Genomic DNA, 17,766 nt, shown 5'->3' with positions numbered 1-17,766 from the left:
GCGATGGGGGCGGGTTCGTTAGATATCGTCGCCTAAGTCTCTGTCATCGTCATCGTCGGCAGAGTCTTCGCGGTCATCAATATCCGTGTGGATAATCTCCTCGCTATCATCTTCATCGAGCGAGGCGAGGAATGCCTCGAACTCCTCGCTGATTTCCTCAGCGCTGGGCACGGCTTCTTCGCCCGGCATGATGGCTTGCGGGTGCTCCTGGCGGTAGCGTTCCATGAAGGCATCGTACTGCTGCTCCAATTGCTGGACCACTCCCTCAATCTCTTCGGAGCCATTGACCTGCTCATCCAGTTGACCCTCGACGCGGGAAATATCCGCCTCGATGCTGCCCAGCGGGATATTGAGTTGGGCGGCCTTAGCCACGGAATCGAGGAGCTCCAGCGTCGCCTGCGGGTAGGGGGAGGCTGCCAGGTAGTGCGGCACGTGCGCGGTATAGCCCGCTACCGTGCGACCCTTATCCGCTAGGGCCTTTTCTATGTAGAGCGCCGCGGCGCCCGGAACCATCATGGTCGAATCCATCTTGACCATGCTGTCCGTCAGGCGGGAGGAAGTACCGTGTGCGGTGACCACGGTGGGGCGGGTGTGCGGTACGGGCATCGGCGCTGCGTAGAGCATGATGGTATCTTCAATATCAAATTTCTCCACCAGCTTGACCACCGCCGTGGTAAATGCTTCCCAGCGCATATCCGGCTCGGGGCCAGACAGAAGGAGGAAGGACTTGCCGGAATTATCCCGGAGCACCTTCAAGCCCAAATCCATGGGTTCTACCTCGAGTGCCCGGTCATTATCGATGGTGACGGCGGGGCGACGCGAGCGGTAATCGATGAGCTCATCAGAGTTAAAGGAGGCTAGCTGGCGGTTTTCCAGCGCCGCCTTGAGGTGATCGGCGCTCGACTCAATAGCCTGGCCCGCATCGGCATAGCCGTGCATGGCAACAATCATGGTGGGGCCTTTTCCTTCACCGGAATTGTCCTTGACCACCGGAGCGGGGTACTCCAATTCGTACATGCTGCGCTCTTCTTCGTGCATGATGTGTTACCTCCTTGGTCTCTTAATCTAGATCAACGACCGCCAGGACCGCACTATTCCCACACGCACTTACTTCAGTGTTCGCGGAGTAGTTAAATAACCCATTATGCCCTAACGAGGCAACCGGCGCTAGGGTCGGTGCGATGGGCCTGTGCATAACTGCTTGCCGATGCCCCTTTCAACCCACCTTATCCACAGATTTTGGCCCTCTGCCCGCGCTGGGCTTTCGGCACTTGCCGCAGGCCTCGAAGCTAGAAGCCATGAAGATCACAACACCACAACAGCCCATCCGTACACCCGGCGATATCCTTGCCAATATTCCAGGAATCCTCGGATTCTTCCCAGCAGAGTCCATCGTCCTTATCTCCATCGAACCAACCCCAGCGGGCCGCACCATGGGGCCAGTCGCGCGCATAGACTTGTCCGATGTCCCCGCCGCCCTGCCAGAAATCATGAGCGCCTTTCACTGCGGCAACCCGGAAGTAGTCCTAGGCTTTATCATTTCCCAGCGCGAGGAAGTAGAGCTCTGGGAGATGATCGAGTCGCTCTACCACTTCGAAGATGACGAGGGCACCGGAATCGATGCCTGCTGGTTGGTAGAAGAAATTGCAACGTCCACCGCCTACGACCTCGTCTTTGGCTTTAGCACTGGGAACGGCAAGGGCCCTATGCACGCTTGGACCGAAGGGACCATTCCCGCTATTTCCACCAGTTCCTCTATGCGCGCCTGCGTAGAAAACGGCACCTTGCCGGAGCTTTCCCGCGACGAGCTCGTCCAACAATTCGCCCCGCACAACCCTTACTTCGGGCACGAAGAAATCGGGTCCATGCAGCGCTGCGCTGAGGAATTGTCGCGGCAGATGCGCGCCGGCCACGGCTACGGCACAACGGATCCAACGCGGGTGGTCCAACATCTCATCGCGGATGTGCAGTATGTATTAAGCGAGGTAGAGACGCTGGAAGAGACCCTAGACAACGAAGAATTACTCTGCGTGGGAGCGATGTGGATGTCGACGACGTGGATGCGCGACTTGGTCATCCGAGACCTCGTCGAATCCCCGCACGCGGCCGGTACCTTGCTCCTAGCCACGGCGCGCACCTTTGGCGGCACCATCCGTTATAACGCGCTGGCGTTATTTGCAGCGACCCAGGTGGCGCAGAAATTCGGGCTCTATGCCGGCCCAGCGCTTACCGTCGCCCTCGATGAGGCACCGGGTCACAATTTGAGCCAGCTCATTGCCCAAGCCTATCGCAGCGGAATGGGGGAACGCCTCATTACCAGCCTGAGCCGCGGTTGCGACGCGGCGCGGGAGGCAGCGGGGATTGATGCCGATGGCTTTGTGTAGCCCCGCGTTTTAGCGCCGCGCCGAATGCGCCCGGTCGCCCAATTGCCGAGTGAAATTCCACGCGTCGGTCACGATGGTTTCCAAGTCGGTGCGCTGAGGATTCCAGTCCAGCTCCCGCTTGATCTTGTCTGAGGACGCAATCAGCGTGGCTGGATCTCCGGCGCGGCGCGGGGCGATCTCCGCCGGAATCTCGTGGCCGGTGACTTTCCGGCACATCTCGATGACCTGCTTGACGGAATATCCCTCGCCGGAACCCAAGTTATAGATCCGGTGGGTGCCGGGGGCATTGCTGTGGAGGGCAAGCACGTGGGCATCGGCAAGATCGCGGATATGGATGTAGTCGCGCACCGGCGTGCCATCCGGGGTATCCCAATCCGTGCCAAACATGAAAATCTTATCGCGGTGCCCCAGAGCAACCTGCAGCACAATGGGGATGAGGTGGGTTTCAATCTCGCGGTTTTCGCCGATGGAGCCGTAGGCACCAGCGACGTTGAAATAGCGCAGGGACGTTGCCGCGAGCCCAAAGGCTTGTGCAAAAGAGGTAATCATGTAGTCGATAGCCAATTTGCTAGCGCCATAGGGATTCGTGGGCTGGGTCGGCATGTCCTCAGTAATAGGGACCTGCTCCGGTTCGCCGTAGGTGGCTGCGGTAGAAGAAAAGACGAGGCTTTTGACATCGTTATCGCGCATGGCGTTGAGCAAGCGCAGCGTGGTCACGACGTTGTGCTGCCAATATTCGTCCGGCTTTTCCACGGATTCACCGACGAGCGAGCGGGCGGCGAAGTGGAGGACGCCCTCGAAGCCGCCTTCGCCCAGTACTTCTGCAGCCTTGTCGGCCACATCGCCTTCTACCACGCGGGCTGCGGGCGGCACGGCATCCCGGTTTCCCGTGGAAAAGTTATCGATGATGGTGACGTCGTGGCCTTGCTCAACGAGGACTGCGGAGCACACGCTGCCGACATAGCCGGCACCGCCAGTAACCAAAAGCTTCATGGCCTAGACCTCCACGCGCACGGCGTGTGCGAGATCATCTGACAAGGTGATGACCTTTCCCGAGGGAGTGGTAAGCGAAATCGTACCGCCATTATTGACCACGGTGACCTCGGTACCGATCCGGATTCCAGCCTCAGCAAGGTCCCGGAAGGTAGCCTCATCTACCTGCAGGATCTCATTGATCTGGATAATCTTGGCGGATTTTTCTTCGCCATCGGGGAGATCGATAGCCCGCGTCCCAATTGATGGTTCGGGGACCTGGAAGCCCAGCTCCGCCAGCGCCGGAATCGGATTGCCAAAAGGAGAACGGCTGGGATCGTCGAGGACCGTGACCATGCGCTTTTCCACCTCTTCGCTCATCACGTGCTCCCAGCGGCAGGCCTCATCGTGGACCTTGCTGATATCGAGCCCGAGGACATCAGTAAGCAAACGCTCTGCAAGGCGGTGCTTGCGCATGACCGCCGTAGCCAATTCGCGTCCCTTTTCCGTTAGATCCAAGCTCCGATCCGAACGGACGTGGAGGAGACCATCGCGCTCCATGCGGGCAACGGTTTGGGATACGGTAGGTCCGGATTGCTCTAGGCGTTCCGCAATCCGGGCGCGCAGGGGAGTGATGCCTTCTTCTTCCAATTCATAAATGGTTCGAAGGTACATCTCAGTAGTATCAACGAGGTCCCTCACGTGGGCATACCTTTCTTTGAGAAACAGTAATGCGTGCCGTGCTCAAAGCAGACAGCGCTTTTTACATTCTGTATCCAGACTAGCTTAAGTTCCCCTAAGTTTGCTGGAGAGATTTTAAGGAGACGAGTTCGAGCTCGCCGCTTGCATAGAGAACGCGACCTCGAAAGCACACTGGAAAAAATTCTCGGCGGCACGTTCGAGGTCGCGATTAAAGAAGGTTCAGGAGGCGAAAAGTTTTATAGCGCGTACTCGCGGAGGCGGTCGGCGCGGTTGCCATCGCGCAACTTGGCCATGACCTCACGCTCGATTTGGCGTACGCGTTCGCGGGAGAGCCCGAACCGGCGACCAATCTGGTCAAGGGTGCGTGGAACGCCGTCATCCAAGCCGTAGCGCAGGCGAATGACGTCCTGCTCGCGCTTTTCTAGCGTGTCAATGACACCGCGGATATCGGAGTGCCGCATAGAGGCCACGACGGCCGTCTCAGCATCGGTAGCCTCAGCATCCTCGATGAAGTCACCCAATGGGGCTTCCTCATCGGTGCCGACGGGCATGTCGAGCGAGACGGGATCGCGCGACTGGCGCAGCAGCATCTCGATTTTGTTCTCATCAATGCCGGATTCCTCCGACAGCTCCTCATTGGTCGCCTCGCGGCCCAAGGACTGATACATCTCACGCTTGATGCGGGAGAGCTTATTTACCTGTTCCACCAGGTGGACCGGTAGGCGGATGGTGCGCGACTGGTCGGCCATGCCGCGGGTAATGGCCTGACGGATCCACCACGTGGCGTAGGTGGAGAACTTAAAGCCCTTGGCGTAATCGAACTTTTCCATGGCGCGGATAAGGCCAAGGTTACCCTCTTGGATGAGGTCCAAAAGCGGCATGCCGCGGCCGGTGTAGCGCTTAGCCAGGGAGACTACGAGGCGAAGGTTTGCCTCCAGCAAGTGGGAGCGGGCCTTCTTGCCTTCGCGGGCCAAGATCTTCAGGTCGCGCTTTTCTGCGCGCGTTAGCTTCTCTGCATTATTGAGCTTGTATTCTGCGTACAGGCCTACCTCGATGGTTTGCGCGAGTTCGACCTCATCCTCGGCGCTGAGCAGGTCGGTCTTACCGATTCCGTTGAGGTAGACGCGTACCAAGTCCGCAGAGGGATTGTCATTGGTTTGATTGCGGCGAGACCCGCGGTCTACTTCCTGTTCCTCATCAGTAGTGGCAGTCGAAGTGCCATTGGCGGTGTTGGCAGATGGATTCGTCATCTTTTCAGCCTCCTGAAATTGTCGCCTGTTTCAAAAAGTACAACGGTGTGAGGACGCATTTAGTTCCCACGCATCCTGAAATGTTTAAAACGGCGACGTGCAGGCCGCTGTGCCCCACCTTTTTGGGGGCGTCGGCAAGCGCATGCGCCACGTGGATGCAGTAAAACTGCTACATCCAGGTGGCGGGGAAGTCTTAGCCGCGGACCTGTACGAGGTAGCGATAGACCGTGGGTTCAGATACTCCGAGCCGGGTGGCCGCCGCGGCAATGCCGCCTTTGAGGAGGAAGAAGCCAGCATCCTCGAGGGAAGCGATGACCTCTAGCCGTTCGTGGCGCTGCATCGACTCGACCGGGGTGGAGTGCGTGGAAATCGCGGAATCCAGCATGGAGTCCAAAAGGTGCTCAACGTTGGAACGCAGCGATTCGCTATAGGGTGCCTCCGGCTTTTTCTGCGCGGGCGCTTCCGGTGCGGGAGTGCGCTGCGGTGCGGTGGTGCCGGGGTAGCCGCCGAAGGCCTTCGCCTTATCGATGGCCGGCTCGGTACCGCCTATCAACGCGTTAGCGGCATCGCGGATCTGGATAAGCTCGGATAATTCCACATTGATACAAAGCATGCCGCGCATATGCCCGGTGGCATCGCGCAGGAAATAGCTCGAGGAGCGGCAGACTTTTCCCTCGCTATTGACCGCGCGGTACCCGGTCATCATAGGAACGGCAGCGGCGTCGCCCTGTTTCATGAACCAGAGCGCAAAGTCTGTAACCGGGCCGCCTAGTTCGCGGCCGGAAATGTGACCGTTGGCAATGGCGATGATGGATTTATCGGGTACATCGAGATCATGGAGCACGATTTCGGTGTTAGGGCCCATGGCCTGACCGAGGAAATCGACGAGTGGTATGTACTGCTCGAGGAAGTTTTCTTCGGGGGCATGGCTGCTAGAAAGGTTCATTAGCTGAAGCATGTCCTTATAATTCCTGTCAGATTATTGATAAGGTACCACAAAGTAACGACAAAGGAGGCGAGTACCCGGCCGTGCCCAAGTACTCACCTCCTTATATGGCGCTCTTTCCGGAGCCTAGGTTGCCGGCATTAACCACATACCGGGATGGGCGGGTGGACGGCTAGGGCGAGGCCGCCTTGTGAGGTTTCCCTGTACTTGGCGTTAATGTCCTTGCCAGTGTTGTACATGGTCCAGATGACTTCATCGAGGCTGACGCATGGTTTGCTTTCGCGGTCTAGGGCCATGCGTGCGCTGGTAATGGCATCAACCGCAGCTACGGCGTTGCGCTCGATGCAGGGGACTTGCACCTGGCCGAGGACCGGGTCACAGGTCAGGCCCAATTTGTGTTCCATGCCGATTTCGGCCGCCACGCACACCTGTTCCGGCGTTGCCCCCATCAGTTGGGCCAACCCGGCCGCGGCCATGGAACAGGCGACGCCAATTTCTCCTTGGCAGCCAACTTCCGCACCGGAAATGGAGGCGTTCATCTTGTAGAGCGCGGCGATGTGGTTGCAGGCGAAGATATAGTCCGCGAACATGCTTGGGGTAACCGGCTCGACGAATTCATCGAAATAGGCCAGGACCGCAGGCACGACGCCGCATGCGCCGTTGGTAGGTGCGGTGACGACGCGGCCGCAGGCAGCATTTTCCTCCGAAATGGCCAGGGCAAACATATTCACCCAGCTCAAAATGTTGAGGCCATCGTGCGGATCGGATTCTTCCAGCCTGCGCTTCAGCGAGGCGGCGCGGCGCGGTACGAGTAGCGCACCGGGGAGTGGGCCATCGGTGGTGGAGCCGCGCTTAATGCCGGTGTACATGACATCGCGGACTTTGCGCAGGTGCTCGTCGATGTCCTCGTCGCTGTGCAGCGCCTTTTCATTGGCCCTGCCGAGCTCCGGGAGTGTCATATTATTGGTTTCGCACAGCGCCAGTAGTTCTTCCGCGCTGGCATAAGCGAATGGGACGTCCACGGTATCTTGTCCGCGCATGGCGAAGTCTTCTTGCTTGACGATGAACCCGCCGCCCACCGAGTAGTAGGTCTTGTGCAAGATGTCTTCCTCGCCGGCAAAGGCGATAAGGCACATGCCGTTTTCATGCATGGGGAGGTATTCATCGTGGAAGTAAAAGCCGCCGTCCTTGGGGAAGCTCACCGTGTGCGTGCCACCGAGCAGGAGCGTTTCGCTCTGGTTGACCTCTTTCATGAAGGCGGAGATGCCGTCGATATCGACGCTTTCTGGTTCTTCGCCGGCCAGGCCCAACAGGATGGCCTTATCGGTGGAGTGGCCCACACCAGTCAAGGACAGGGAGCCGTAGACGTTAGCCTGGACGCGGGTGACCTTATCCATGAGGCCTTTTTCTTTGAGCTCATCGACGAAGGCCTTGCCGGCTTTCATTGGCCCAAGCGTGTGTGAGCTTGAGGGGCCGATACCAATCTTGAACATATCGAAGATGCTGATGAACATGGTTTTCTCCTGGAAAATCCTGAGAAGCGGGTGCTGCTTAGAAAGCCTGCACGATGGAGTAGATGATGGTGGCGAGGGCAACGAGGCCCATGATGAAGACGAAGTAGTTGGAGGCCTTGCCCTTGAAGCGGGCGAGCGCTGGGACCTTGTGGATGGCGACCATCGGGATAAGGAACAGCATGATGGCGATGGTCGGGCCGCATAGGGTCTCAATCATGCCGAGGATGGAAGGATCCGCCCAGGCAACGAGCCATGCGGTAACCAGCATGAAGACGAGCGTGATGGTGTCGAGCTTGTGGCTGGATTCTGCATCATCTTTATTAGCATTCTTGCTGCCTTTGACAAGGAGGCCTTCGAAGCCTTCTGCAGCGCCCAAGTAGTGGCCCAAGAAGGACTTGGCTACGGCAATCATGGCGATGATGGGGGCAATCCACTGGATGACGGGGTTGTCAAAGTGGTTGGCCAGGTAAGACAAGATGGTGATGTTTTGTTCCTTGGCCTCGGCCATATCCGCAGGCGATAGGCTCAGCGCGCAGGAGAAGACGAAGAACATCACGACGACGACCATGAGGATTTCCGCGCGGAGCAAGATCTTGCGGGACTTGTATTCCGCGTACTTGCCGTAGGTCTGGCGGCGGTCGACGGCGAAGGAAGAAATCATGGGCGAGTGGTTGAAGGAAAAGACCATGACTGGGACCAAGAGCATCAAGGTAATGCCCATGCTGTGTCCAGAGGCTTCGCGTGCGACGCTGAGGTCGAAGCTGTCAAAGAGTGCGGTATTCCACTTGGGGATGAGGTACAGCGAGAGCAGCACCAAGATGCCGATGAACGGGTAGACCAAGTAGGACATGACGTGGACGACCACGTTTTTGCCCATGCGCACAACGAGGATGAGGCCGCCTACGAGGACAAGCGAGGTAAGCCAGCGATCTGGAGGGGTGATACCTAGCTGGTGTTCCAGGAAGGAGTTCACCGTGTTGGTGATGGTTACCGAGTACACCAACAGGATGGGGTAGACGGAGAGGAAGTAGAGGATATTCATCAACACGCCGGCTTTAACGCCGAAGTGTTCCTCCACGACGTCGGTGAGATCGCCGTCTGGCTTTGAGCTGGAGAGGACCAGGCGGGTCATGCCGCGGTGGGCCCAATAGGTCATCGGCAAGGCGACGACGGACATGATAAGAAGCGGGATGATGCCGCCGATGCCAGCGTTGATAGGCAGGAAGAGTACGCCGGCGCCAATGGCGGTGCCGAATAGCGAGAGCATCCATACGGTGTCTTCCTTGTTCCACGCTGGGGCGCCTTCTTGGCCCGCAAATGGGGTTTCTATGCCGTCAGCGGGTGGCTTTTCTTCTGCGGGTGGTTGTTCCGGAATATGCGCACTGTGTTCCGGGTGTTCGACTTGTCCGTGGCGCAAGAGCTTGTGGGACATCTTCTTTCCTCCTCTGCATGGGGTTGACCGAAGCTTGAGGGCTCCTGTCACCCTGGAGTGAGAAAATATTTTCTCTCACCAGCGTGCGCGGGCAAGGGTCTGAAATTAAACTTTCAGCTTGTATCCAGCCCATTCGCTTCGTTACGCGTTAAGTATAAGCCCGCAGTAATGCCACGTGATAATAATTTATTACATTTTGGGGTGGGTTAATTATCACTCTGAAAAAGCTTGCGCGGTGCCCAGCGATATGCATTATTGAACAATATCGGCCTCTTTGCGAGCTAGCTCATAGATAATCATGGGTGTGAGTGGGCGCTCGTGCAGGTAAACGCCGGATGAAGGGAAAATGCGTGAGAGGAAATTAGGTCTCTACCAAAACCGTAAACGGGCCTTCGTTGACGGACGATACGCGCATCATAGCCCCGAATTGGCCTGATTCGACCGCGATAGTGCGTTCGCGGAGGAGATCGATGATGTACTCGATGACCGGCTCGGCCTCTTCTCCTGGAGCCGCATCGGCCCACGACGGGCGCCGACCCTTGGCTGTGCGGCCATACAGCGTGAATTGGCTGACTACCAATACCGGCGCTCCGGCATCGGCGACCGATACTTCACCGTCTAGGATGCGCAGCTCCGCTATCTTGCGGGCCATCTTTTCTGCACGCGGTTTCCAATCGGCTAAATCCTCCCGGGAGACACCGACGAGGGCTAAAAGCCCGCCCGTTTCAGGGCAGTCGATGGCGCCGACGGTCTCGCCCGCGACGGTGACAGCTGCTTCGGATACGCGGGTTAGAACTGCGCGCATGCCTGTATCTTCCTTTCCTGACTATTCGGTGCTCTTCAGTGTTATTCAGTGTGGGCAGCCGGGGAAGCATCGTCCTCGAGCAGCAGATCGGCCGGGATGAGCAGGCCATGGCGAACCATATCGATAATGGCGGGAAGCGCGGCCGCGGTCAGTTCTGCCTCATCGAAGCCGTGCGCTACCGCATACAGGCCAACGGTCTCTCCAAGGTTAAGCCCGTGGGGAGATAGGCCAGCTACGATTGCTGCCAAGTGTTCATCGACTTCGTGGCTCCACCGGGGACCATCGGTACGGGTTAGGCGGATAACCGCCCGGTTAAAGCCTTGTTTATTATCGGTATCGGCCACGCTGACTTCTTCCTTGGCTACCTGAGGGCGCACCCGGAAGTGCTTTCCCTCCAGCTCACCAGGAACCAAGTCGCGCAGCCATGCCACGCGAGCGAAGTATTCTTCCACCTCGGGTCCCAATGGGTCACTAAAGTGCTGCGGCATTTCCTCGGCCAAGATATCGGAGGGCGCGTCTTCGGCAATTTTTTGAATGGCGACGAACCCAAACCCGATACCCGTGACATCGTGGTGGTGGAAATGATCCAGCCAGGCCTTAGAACGCGCCTTGCCCTCGTCGCTGCGCACATCCAACGATTCATCCTTCAGCCAGGTGGATACGTAGAGGGAAGGATCGGCGACATCCCGCTGAATGATCCAGGCAGCCACACCCTTATCCGGCAGCCACGAGGCCACGCGCTGTTGCCAGGTCTGCCCACCGGTATGCACCCAGGCGGCGAGCAAATGCCCGGTTCCGCCCGGGGCGAGGTGGTCAACGGCTTGAGAAACCACCAATTCGCTTGCCCCATCCAAGTTCAAGCCAGAATCGCGGTAGACATGGCCCACCTCGGGAAGCCCGACGACGAATGGTGGGTTGGCAACAATCCGGTCAAAGGTGCGCCCCGCAACGGGCTCGAACCACGAGCCCTCTACAAGCTCTACCTCTGTACTAGCCCCCGCGGCAGCGACGGTGGCGCCGGCCAAATCAAGCGCGCGCCGGTGGACATCTGTCGCGGTAATGCTGCGCGCGCACTCGAGCTGACCCAACAATTGCACTCCCGAACCGGTGCCCAGATCGAGCACCGTTGATACCGGGCTTACCGGCGTCGATTGCAAGAGTGAGAGGCTTGCCGCCCCGACACCCAAGACGTGATCCGCGCCGGGGACGTGGCTCACCAGCGAGGCATCGACATCGGAAAAGACGAGGCGGTTGGAGCCGACGATGATATGGGGCCGGATATCGAGGGCAATGTAGATGCTGCCGCAATCATCGGAAAGCGCCACGCCGGCATCTAGGAGCTTGGCGGCAAGGCGGGCCCCGAGGGCATCGGCAAGCAGCGTGGCAGGCAGATGCTCATGCAGCAGGAAGAAGCGGATGAGCGTATCCAGCTTGGTATTGCCGGCGGTGCCGCGCGCCACCGCGGCAGGCTCACCGCGGTAGAGGGCCTCCGTAAGCTCCGGGCCCAAATGCCCCGCTAAACCATCGGTAGTAAAACCGGCCTGCGAAAAAGCCTCCGCTAGCTCTGGGGCAAGATCGCGCACCGCGGCGGCATCGAAATGAGGGCCAAAGGACGTCATGCTGGGAGAAGATCCTTTCCAGTCGTGCTATTCATGCGGGTTATGCGCCTAATCGGAGGCAGTATCGTCATGGTCAATAACGGAATGCTGAGATTCGATTGCCTTGGAGCCGCCGCGGGAAATCTGTTGGTTCTGATACTGCGAATATAGCTGACGATTCATCGCGGGTTTATAGACATTTTTATCGCGCTTGTCCTTCTTCTCCCCGCGGCTATTGCCAATGACCACGGCAATCCACGGCAAAGGAAAGGTCACGCCCACGATAATCGCCGCGAGCAGCCACCAATGCAGGTATAAAAAGACCCCGGCAATGAGCAGGGACGGCACGCGCAGGAATTGGAAAAATCCGTACCACAGCTCCCGGCGCCTGCGATCTTGTGCGGGCGAGAGCTTGGCATCCGTGATGAGAAAACGTTCCTTTTTGCCAAACACTTAAATTACGCACCTCCCTGGAGCGCGGCGCGTAACCCTACAAGAGGGGAGAGGAGAGCCGGCAATGGAGTGCGTAGAGTGTGCATATTCTCCAAGAGTAGACGCATGACTCGCAAAGTTCGATGCAGATGCGGCAAAATGGGGTGCGTGACTACGACTACGAAGACAATTGAACGGCCAGATATTCGTGAAGACACTTCGACGACGGATAATGACACGCCGAAGTTCTTCCACTACGTCAAAAAGGATCAGATACTCGATTCCGCGGTCAACGGCAAGTACGTCGTTGCCCTGTGCGGTGAGACCTTCCCGGTAACCAAACAAGCAAAGCCGGGCTCGCCGGTATGCCCCGATTGCGAACGCGTTTTTAAGGGTCTCCGCCGCAAGTGAGGACGTTTAAGAAGACGAACCTCCGCGCGTGGCAGCAATCAGCCCTCGATAAATTCCTCGCCACCAAGCCACAAGACTTTATGGCCGTGGCGACCCCAGGTGCGGGTAAGACCACCTTTGCTCTGCGCATCGCGACGGAACTCATGGAAGATCGCACGGTAGAGCGCGTCATCGTTGTGGTGCCGACCGAGCACCTGAAGACGCAGTGGTCTGCCGCCGCCGCGCGGGTGGGCTTGGCCTTGGATCCTGCCTTCACGAATTCCTCTGCGGTCAACCCCAGCATGGATGGCATCGTGGTGACCTATGCCCAAGTGGGCATGCACCCATTCAAGCACCGCGCCGTTGCCTCCGCGCGGCGCACCTTGGTGATCTTGGACGAGATCCACCACGCCGGTGATGCCAAAAGCTGGGGCGATGGCGTCAAGGAGGCCTACGACGACGTCAACCACCGCCTCGCGCTGACCGGTACGCCGTTTCGCTCCGATGAATCACCCATCCCCTTTGTGCGCTATGAGGACGATGGGGAAGGCCACAAGGTCTCGCGCGCCGACCACACTTACGATTACGGCGATGCGCTTGCCGATGGCGTCGTGCGCCCCGTCGTCTTCTTGTCCTACTCCGGCGAGGCGCGCTGGCGGGACTCCGCCGGGGAGGAGCACTCCGCGCGCCTGGGTGACATCATGAACGTGGAACAAACCGCGCGCGCCTGGCGCACCGCGCTCGATCCCAAGGGCGAATGGATCCCCGCCGTGCTGCAGGCGGCGCACACCCGCCTCATGCAGATGCGGCGCAATATGCCGGATGCCGGCGGGCTCGTGCTCGCTTCCGATACCACCACCGCCCGCGCCTACGCGAAAATCCTCAAGCAACTCTCCAATACCCCAGTCTCGGTCATTTTGTCCGATGACCCAGGCTCCTCGGACCGCATTCAAGAATTTGCGGACTCCACCGATGAATGGATGGTTGCCGTACGCATGGTGTCCGAGGGCGTTGACGTGCCCCGCCTCGCGGTGGGCGTTTACGCCACCTCCGCGTCAACCCCCTTGTTCTTCGCCCAGGCAATCGGCCGCTTCGTGCGCTCCCGCATGCCGGGTGAAACCGCCTCGGTATTCCTGCCCTCCGTCCCCGTGCTGCTCGGCCTTGCAGAGCACATGGAAAAATCCCGCGACCACGTCCTGGGCAAAGAAAAGACCGAGAAAGAAGGCTGGGACGACGAGCTACTCGAGCAGGCAAACCAGAAAAAGACCGAACCGGACATGCTGGAAAAGTCCTACGAGTCCTTAGGCGCCGAAGCCGAATTCTCTGGCCTGCTCTATAACGGATCGCAGTTTAATACCGGCGATATGACCTCTGATGAAGAAGCCGATTTCCTTGGCATCCCCGGGCTCCTCGATGCCGACCAGGTCAAAGACCTACTGCGCAAGAAGCAATCCGAGGAAATGGACCGTCGCGAGGCTGAGGAAAAAGCGCGCCGGGCAGCCGAGGCAGAAGAGGCCCACCGCCGCAAGATTTACGGCATGGGTCATGCGCCCGCCGCGAAGCAGCAAGAGTCCGATTCCGCAGAGGAAACCGGTGTGGTGGATGAGCTCGGCGCGCTGCGCAAGGAGCTCAACACGGTGGTCTCCATCGCTGCGCAAAGCTCTGGCCGGCCGCACGGTGCCATCCATACCGAGGTCCGCAAGGCCTGCGGTGGGCCGCCCACCGCGTTATGCAGCGCGGACCAACTGCGCGAGCGCATCAATTACTTGCGCAAGTGGTAGCGTGCCTCCTTGTGGCTGGTTGGCTGCTGGCCGGCTAGCTGGCGGCGCGCCGCTGTCGCCGCGCCAGCCCCGCAGGAGGGTAGTAGGCACATTAAAAGGCCGCACCACGGTGGTGCGGCCTTAATGCTGTGCGGGGCGGGCGATCTAGTTAGTCGAGATAATCGCGCAATACCTGCGAACGAGAGGGGTGGCGCAGCTTCGACATCGTCTTGGACTCGATCTGACGGATGCGCTCGCGGGTAACGCCGTAGACCTGGCCGATCTCGTCTAAAGTGCGCGGCATGCCATCGGTAAGCCCGAAGCGCAGGCGCACGACGCCAGCTTCGCGCTCAGACAACGTGGTCAGCACGTCCTGGAGCTGGTCCTGCAGCAACGTGAAGGACACGGCATCGACGGCGATGACGGCCTCAGAGTCCTCGATGAAGTCACCCAACTGAGAATCGCCCTCATCACCGATGGTCTGGTCCAGCGAGATGGGCTCACGCGCATACTGCTGAATTTCCATCACCTTTTCTTCGGTGATGTCCATTTCCTTTGCCAGCTCCTGCGGGGTGGGCTCGCGGCCCAAGTCCTGCAGCAGCTCGCGCTGGATGCGGCCCAGCTTGTTGATGACCTCCACCATGTGAACCGGGATGCGGATGGTGCGGGCCTGGTCAGCCATTGCGCGGGTAATGGCCTGGCGGATCCACCACGTGGCGTAGGTAGAGAACTTATAGCCCTTGGTGTAGTCGAACTTTTCCACCGCACGGATAAGGCCCAAGTTGCCTTCCTGGATAAGGTCCAAGAAAGCCATGCCGCGGCCGGTATAGCGCTTGGCTAAGGAGACCACAAGGCGAAGGTTGGCTTCCAACAGGTGGTTCTTAGCCTTGCGCCCGTCCCTTGCGATGCTGCGCAGGTCGCGCTTTTCCATGGGGGAGAGCTTGGCAGCCTTATCGCCCTCCGCGCGAGCCTTTTCCATCTCGTCCATGCGGTGCTGCGCGTACAGGCCAGCCTCGATGCGCTTTGCCAAAGAGACCTCCTGCTCAGCATTCAGCAGGGCAACCTTACCGATCTGCTTGAGGTACGCACGCACGGAGTCGGCGGAGGCGGTCAGCTGAGCATCCTTGCGTGCCTGGCGCAGGGCGACGGATTCTTCCTCATCCCAGACCGAGGATGTATCTTCTACTTCGTCCTCGTCTTCTTCTTCGCCCAACTCTTCCTGAATATCGTCTTCATCGAGGTCAGTGGGGGCATCGAATTCGTCCTCTTCGATGTCCTCATGGGTGGGGTCGAAGTCGACGTCTTCCGCAGGGGTGTCTTGCTCAACGGCGTCGAGCTGATCCTCTGCGTCCTCAGCTTCCGACGGTGCTTTCTCCGCGGAGTTTGCGGGGGAGTCTTGCGGTTCCGCCGCAGAGGCTCGCACGGTCTTTTTGACAGCTTTCTTGGCTGATTTCTTCGCTGACTTCTTGGCGGTCTTCTTAGCCGTTTTCTTGGCAGTCTTTTTCGCCGTCTTTTTAGCTGTCTTCTTGGCGGTTTTCTTCGCCGTTTTCTTTGCCGTCTTTTTGGCGGTCTTCTTTGCAGGAGTAGATGCCTCGACAGACTTATCGTCCTCGCCGAGTGCCTGGTCTGAAGAATCAGTGGCTGCCACGTACGCCCTTTCGACTTACTACTTGATGGGAATAGCTCACCGCACCCGCACAGGGTGGCAATAGCATTAAGAAATGCTAGCGGGTGTAGGCCTTATGCAGGTCAGACACGCCCGAGAGCCATGCAATTTTGGATCGACCGCCCAGTATAGGCGATTTTTGCACAATGCCGGTAGATAGGGTTACTGCAACGGCGATTTTATGGCTCTAGGCCTTCTAATACCGCCATCGCTGCACCTACAATACCCGCACGATTTTGCAACTGTGCAGGCATTACGGGGGTATCAATAGTTAAGTGGGGGCCCCATTTGTGGAATTTGCGAGATATGCCACCCCCGATGAGGAAAGCCTGGGGATTAAATAATTTCTCGTATTCCTGCAGCACACGATTGAGCCGAGGCGCCCACTCCTTGTACTTCAGTCCTTCGCGTTCCTTGGCGGCGGAGGACGCAATCGCCTCGGCCTCGTCAGTTCCCACCATGAGGTGGCCAAGCTCAGTATTGGGGAAGAGCTGACCGTTGAGGAAGAAGGCTGACCCGATGCCGGTTCCCAGCGTCAAAAAGATGACGGATCCGGTTTTGGCCAACTCGTTTCCATACGCGACTTCCGCAAGGCCTGCGGCATCGGCATCATTTAAGACCACAAAGTCAACGTCTAGATAACGCGAAAACAACTCGGTGGTATCCACGCCTATCCACTCAGGTGAGATATTGGCAGCGGAGTGCACCGTGTGGTTCGACACCACCGAGGGCAAGGTGATGCCGACGGGCTTGTCCCACTCTTTTTCGCGCACAATTTGGGCGACCACCGTGGCTACCTCATGTGGTGTGGATGGCTGTGGGGTAGGGATCTTCAGCCGCGGGCCCACGAATTCACCGTTTTTGAGGTCGACTTCTGCGCCCTTAATGCCTGAGCCGCCGATATCGATGCCAAATGAGTGGCCAGTATGAGTAGTCATGCTCGCAAGTGTAGAAGAAGGCACAATGGTTGGCATGGATCATGACATAGATTTTCTGCAGCTGCGAGATTTTGCGGAATCTACCGCCGTGCGCGCGGCCGCACTTATCCGCACGCACCGCGCCGACTTGGTTGCTGGAGACGGTATTGCGGCACATACCCAGACAAAATCGAGCGCCGTCGACCCGGTGACGGAGGTCGATACCGCCACCGAGGAGTTTATTACGCGCACGATTAAGGAAAGCCGCCCTGGCGATGGCCTATTAGGTGAGGAAGGCGCGAGCTTCGACGGGACGACCGGGGTCAGGTGGATTGTGGACCCCATCGACGGCACGGTCAATTTCCTTTACGGCATTCCGGACTACGCGGTCTCCATCGGCGCGGAATACGATGGCCGCCTGGTAGCAGGCGCTGTGGTCAATGTGGCGCGGGGGCAGGTGTATTCCGCAGCGGCCGGCGAAGGTGCCACGGTTGCCACTGCGGATGGCACGCGGTCTTCGCTACGGTGCGGTGAACAAGATGACCCCGCGCTTTCCTTGGTTGCGACGGGATTTGGCTATGGCGCACAGCGGCGCAAGCAACAGGCGGAGCTGCTGACCAAGTTGCTGCCGCAGGTCCGCGATATCCGCCGCATTGGAGCAGCCGCCCTCGATCTGTGCCGCGTGGCCGAGGGGAGCGTAGATGCCTATTTTGAGCACGGCATTAACGCTTGGGATTTTGCCGCCGGTGCTCTCATTGCCCGCGAGGCGGGTGCGAAGGTCCATCACCCAGGGCTGGACAAGGGGTCCGCTGATGGTGAATTAACCTGGGCCGCGGGGGTGAATTTGGCACCCGCATTTGAGGATCTTTTGGCAGGACATGGCGCTAAGGAAGCGATGCGGGGGTGAAGGATCTTAGAATTTCTTAGCAGCGGGATGACATATCGGTGTTTGTCCTTTACTATGCGCGATCGATAAACAACTATTCCTAAAGCAAATC

The 17,766-nt window shown here is 58.7% G+C and carries 16 protein-coding genes; 4 read left to right on the top strand and 12 right to left on the bottom strand.

The window, feature by feature from the left end; genetic code table 11:
• Positions 1-18: 18 nt before the first annotated feature.
• Positions 19-1,038 carry a PAC2 family protein gene (locus MHX65_RS09380; RefSeq protein ID WP_239269835.1) on the bottom strand — a complete coding sequence of 340 codons (1,020 nt, stop codon included), beginning with the start codon at positions 1,036-1,038 and terminating at the stop codon, positions 19-21.
• A 260-nt stretch (positions 1,039-1,298) separates the two neighbouring features.
• Here MHX65_RS09380 and MHX65_RS09375 point away from each other — a divergent pair, with 260 nt between their 5' ends.
• Positions 1,299-2,384 (top strand): DUF4192 domain-containing protein, encoded by a 1,086-nt coding sequence (locus MHX65_RS09375; protein WP_239269834.1) that lies wholly within the window; start codon positions 1,299-1,301, stop codon positions 2,382-2,384.
• 9 nt (positions 2,385-2,393) lie between these two features.
• Here MHX65_RS09375 and galE read toward each other — a convergent pair whose 3' ends face one another.
• The 9 genes from galE to MHX65_RS09330 form a co-directional block, all read right to left on the bottom strand.
• Complete coding sequence (gene galE, locus MHX65_RS09370) at positions 2,394-3,377, bottom strand: UDP-glucose 4-epimerase GalE (protein ID WP_237800525.1); 984 nt, start codon at positions 3,375-3,377, stop codon at positions 2,394-2,396.
• 3 nt (positions 3,378-3,380) lie between these two features.
• On the bottom strand, positions 3,381-4,058 hold the full coding sequence (locus MHX65_RS09365) for a metal-dependent transcriptional regulator (RefSeq protein WP_239269833.1): 678 nt from the start codon (positions 4,056-4,058) through the stop codon (positions 3,381-3,383).
• 236 nt (positions 4,059-4,294) lie between these two features.
• Complete coding sequence (locus MHX65_RS09360) at positions 4,295-5,308, bottom strand: sigma-70 family RNA polymerase sigma factor (protein ID WP_005278926.1); 1,014 nt, start codon at positions 5,306-5,308, stop codon at positions 4,295-4,297.
• 193 nt (positions 5,309-5,501) lie between these two features.
• Positions 5,502-6,266, bottom strand: coding sequence for a helix-turn-helix transcriptional regulator (locus tag MHX65_RS09355; protein ID WP_023022681.1), 765 nt, complete (start codon positions 6,264-6,266; stop codon positions 5,502-5,504).
• A 128-nt stretch (positions 6,267-6,394) separates the two neighbouring features.
• A complete protein-coding gene (locus tag MHX65_RS09350; protein ID WP_239269832.1) occupies positions 6,395-7,768 on the bottom strand; it encodes an L-serine ammonia-lyase in 1,374 nt (457 codons plus the stop codon).
• Positions 7,769-7,805: 37 nt separating this feature from the next.
• Positions 7,806-9,200: an HAAAP family serine/threonine permease gene (locus tag MHX65_RS09345; RefSeq protein WP_239269831.1), complete on the bottom strand. Its 1,395-nt coding sequence runs from the start codon at positions 9,198-9,200 to the stop codon at positions 7,806-7,808.
• Between the two features lie 361 nt (positions 9,201-9,561).
• On the bottom strand, positions 9,562-10,005 hold the full coding sequence (gene dtd, locus MHX65_RS09340) for a D-aminoacyl-tRNA deacylase (protein ID WP_239269830.1): 444 nt from the start codon (positions 10,003-10,005) through the stop codon (positions 9,562-9,564).
• A gap of 41 nt (positions 10,006-10,046) precedes the next feature.
• Positions 10,047-11,624 (bottom strand): DUF7782 domain-containing protein, encoded by a 1,578-nt coding sequence (locus tag MHX65_RS09335; RefSeq protein ID WP_239269829.1) that lies wholly within the window; start codon positions 11,622-11,624, stop codon positions 10,047-10,049.
• A 48-nt stretch (positions 11,625-11,672) separates the two neighbouring features.
• Positions 11,673-12,056 (bottom strand): DUF3099 domain-containing protein, encoded by a 384-nt coding sequence (locus tag MHX65_RS09330; RefSeq protein WP_023028868.1) that lies wholly within the window; start codon positions 12,054-12,056, stop codon positions 11,673-11,675.
• A 138-nt stretch (positions 12,057-12,194) separates the two neighbouring features.
• On the opposite strand from MHX65_RS09330, the gene MHX65_RS09325 reads away from it, so the two are divergent.
• Both MHX65_RS09325 and MHX65_RS09320 read left to right on the top strand, forming a co-directional pair.
• Entirely contained in the window at positions 12,195-12,446 is a 252-nt protein-coding gene (locus tag MHX65_RS09325; RefSeq protein ID WP_005278940.1) for a DUF3039 domain-containing protein, read from the top strand.
• Complete coding sequence (locus MHX65_RS09320; protein ID WP_239269828.1) at positions 12,443-14,206, top strand: DEAD/DEAH box helicase; 1,764 nt, start codon at positions 12,443-12,445, stop codon at positions 14,204-14,206. The genes MHX65_RS09325 and MHX65_RS09320 overlap by 4 nt, the downstream gene beginning before the upstream one ends.
• A gap of 148 nt (positions 14,207-14,354) precedes the next feature.
• On the opposite strand, the gene MHX65_RS09315 is transcribed toward MHX65_RS09320, so the two are convergent.
• Positions 14,355-15,833, bottom strand: coding sequence for an RNA polymerase sigma factor (locus MHX65_RS09315; RefSeq protein WP_239269827.1), 1,479 nt, complete (start codon positions 15,831-15,833; stop codon positions 14,355-14,357).
• Positions 15,834-16,030: 197 nt separating this feature from the next.
• Positions 16,031-16,789 carry a polyphosphate--glucose phosphotransferase gene (gene ppgK, locus MHX65_RS09310; protein WP_239269826.1) on the bottom strand — a complete coding sequence of 253 codons (759 nt, stop codon included), beginning with the start codon at positions 16,787-16,789 and terminating at the stop codon, positions 16,031-16,033.
• Here ppgK and MHX65_RS09305 point away from each other — a divergent pair.
• Positions 16,788-17,675 (top strand): inositol monophosphatase family protein, encoded by an 888-nt coding sequence (locus MHX65_RS09305; RefSeq protein WP_239269825.1) that lies wholly within the window; start codon positions 16,788-16,790, stop codon positions 17,673-17,675. The two genes, ppgK and MHX65_RS09305, sit on opposite strands and share 2 nt — an antisense overlap.
• Positions 17,676-17,766: the final 91 nt, after the last annotated feature.

The sequence above is a fragment of the Corynebacterium sp. ACRPS genome (assembly GCF_022346005.1).
Lineage (GTDB): Bacteria > Actinomycetota > Actinomycetes > Mycobacteriales > Mycobacteriaceae > Corynebacterium.
This window is presented reverse-complemented; position numbering and strand designations above follow the sequence as displayed.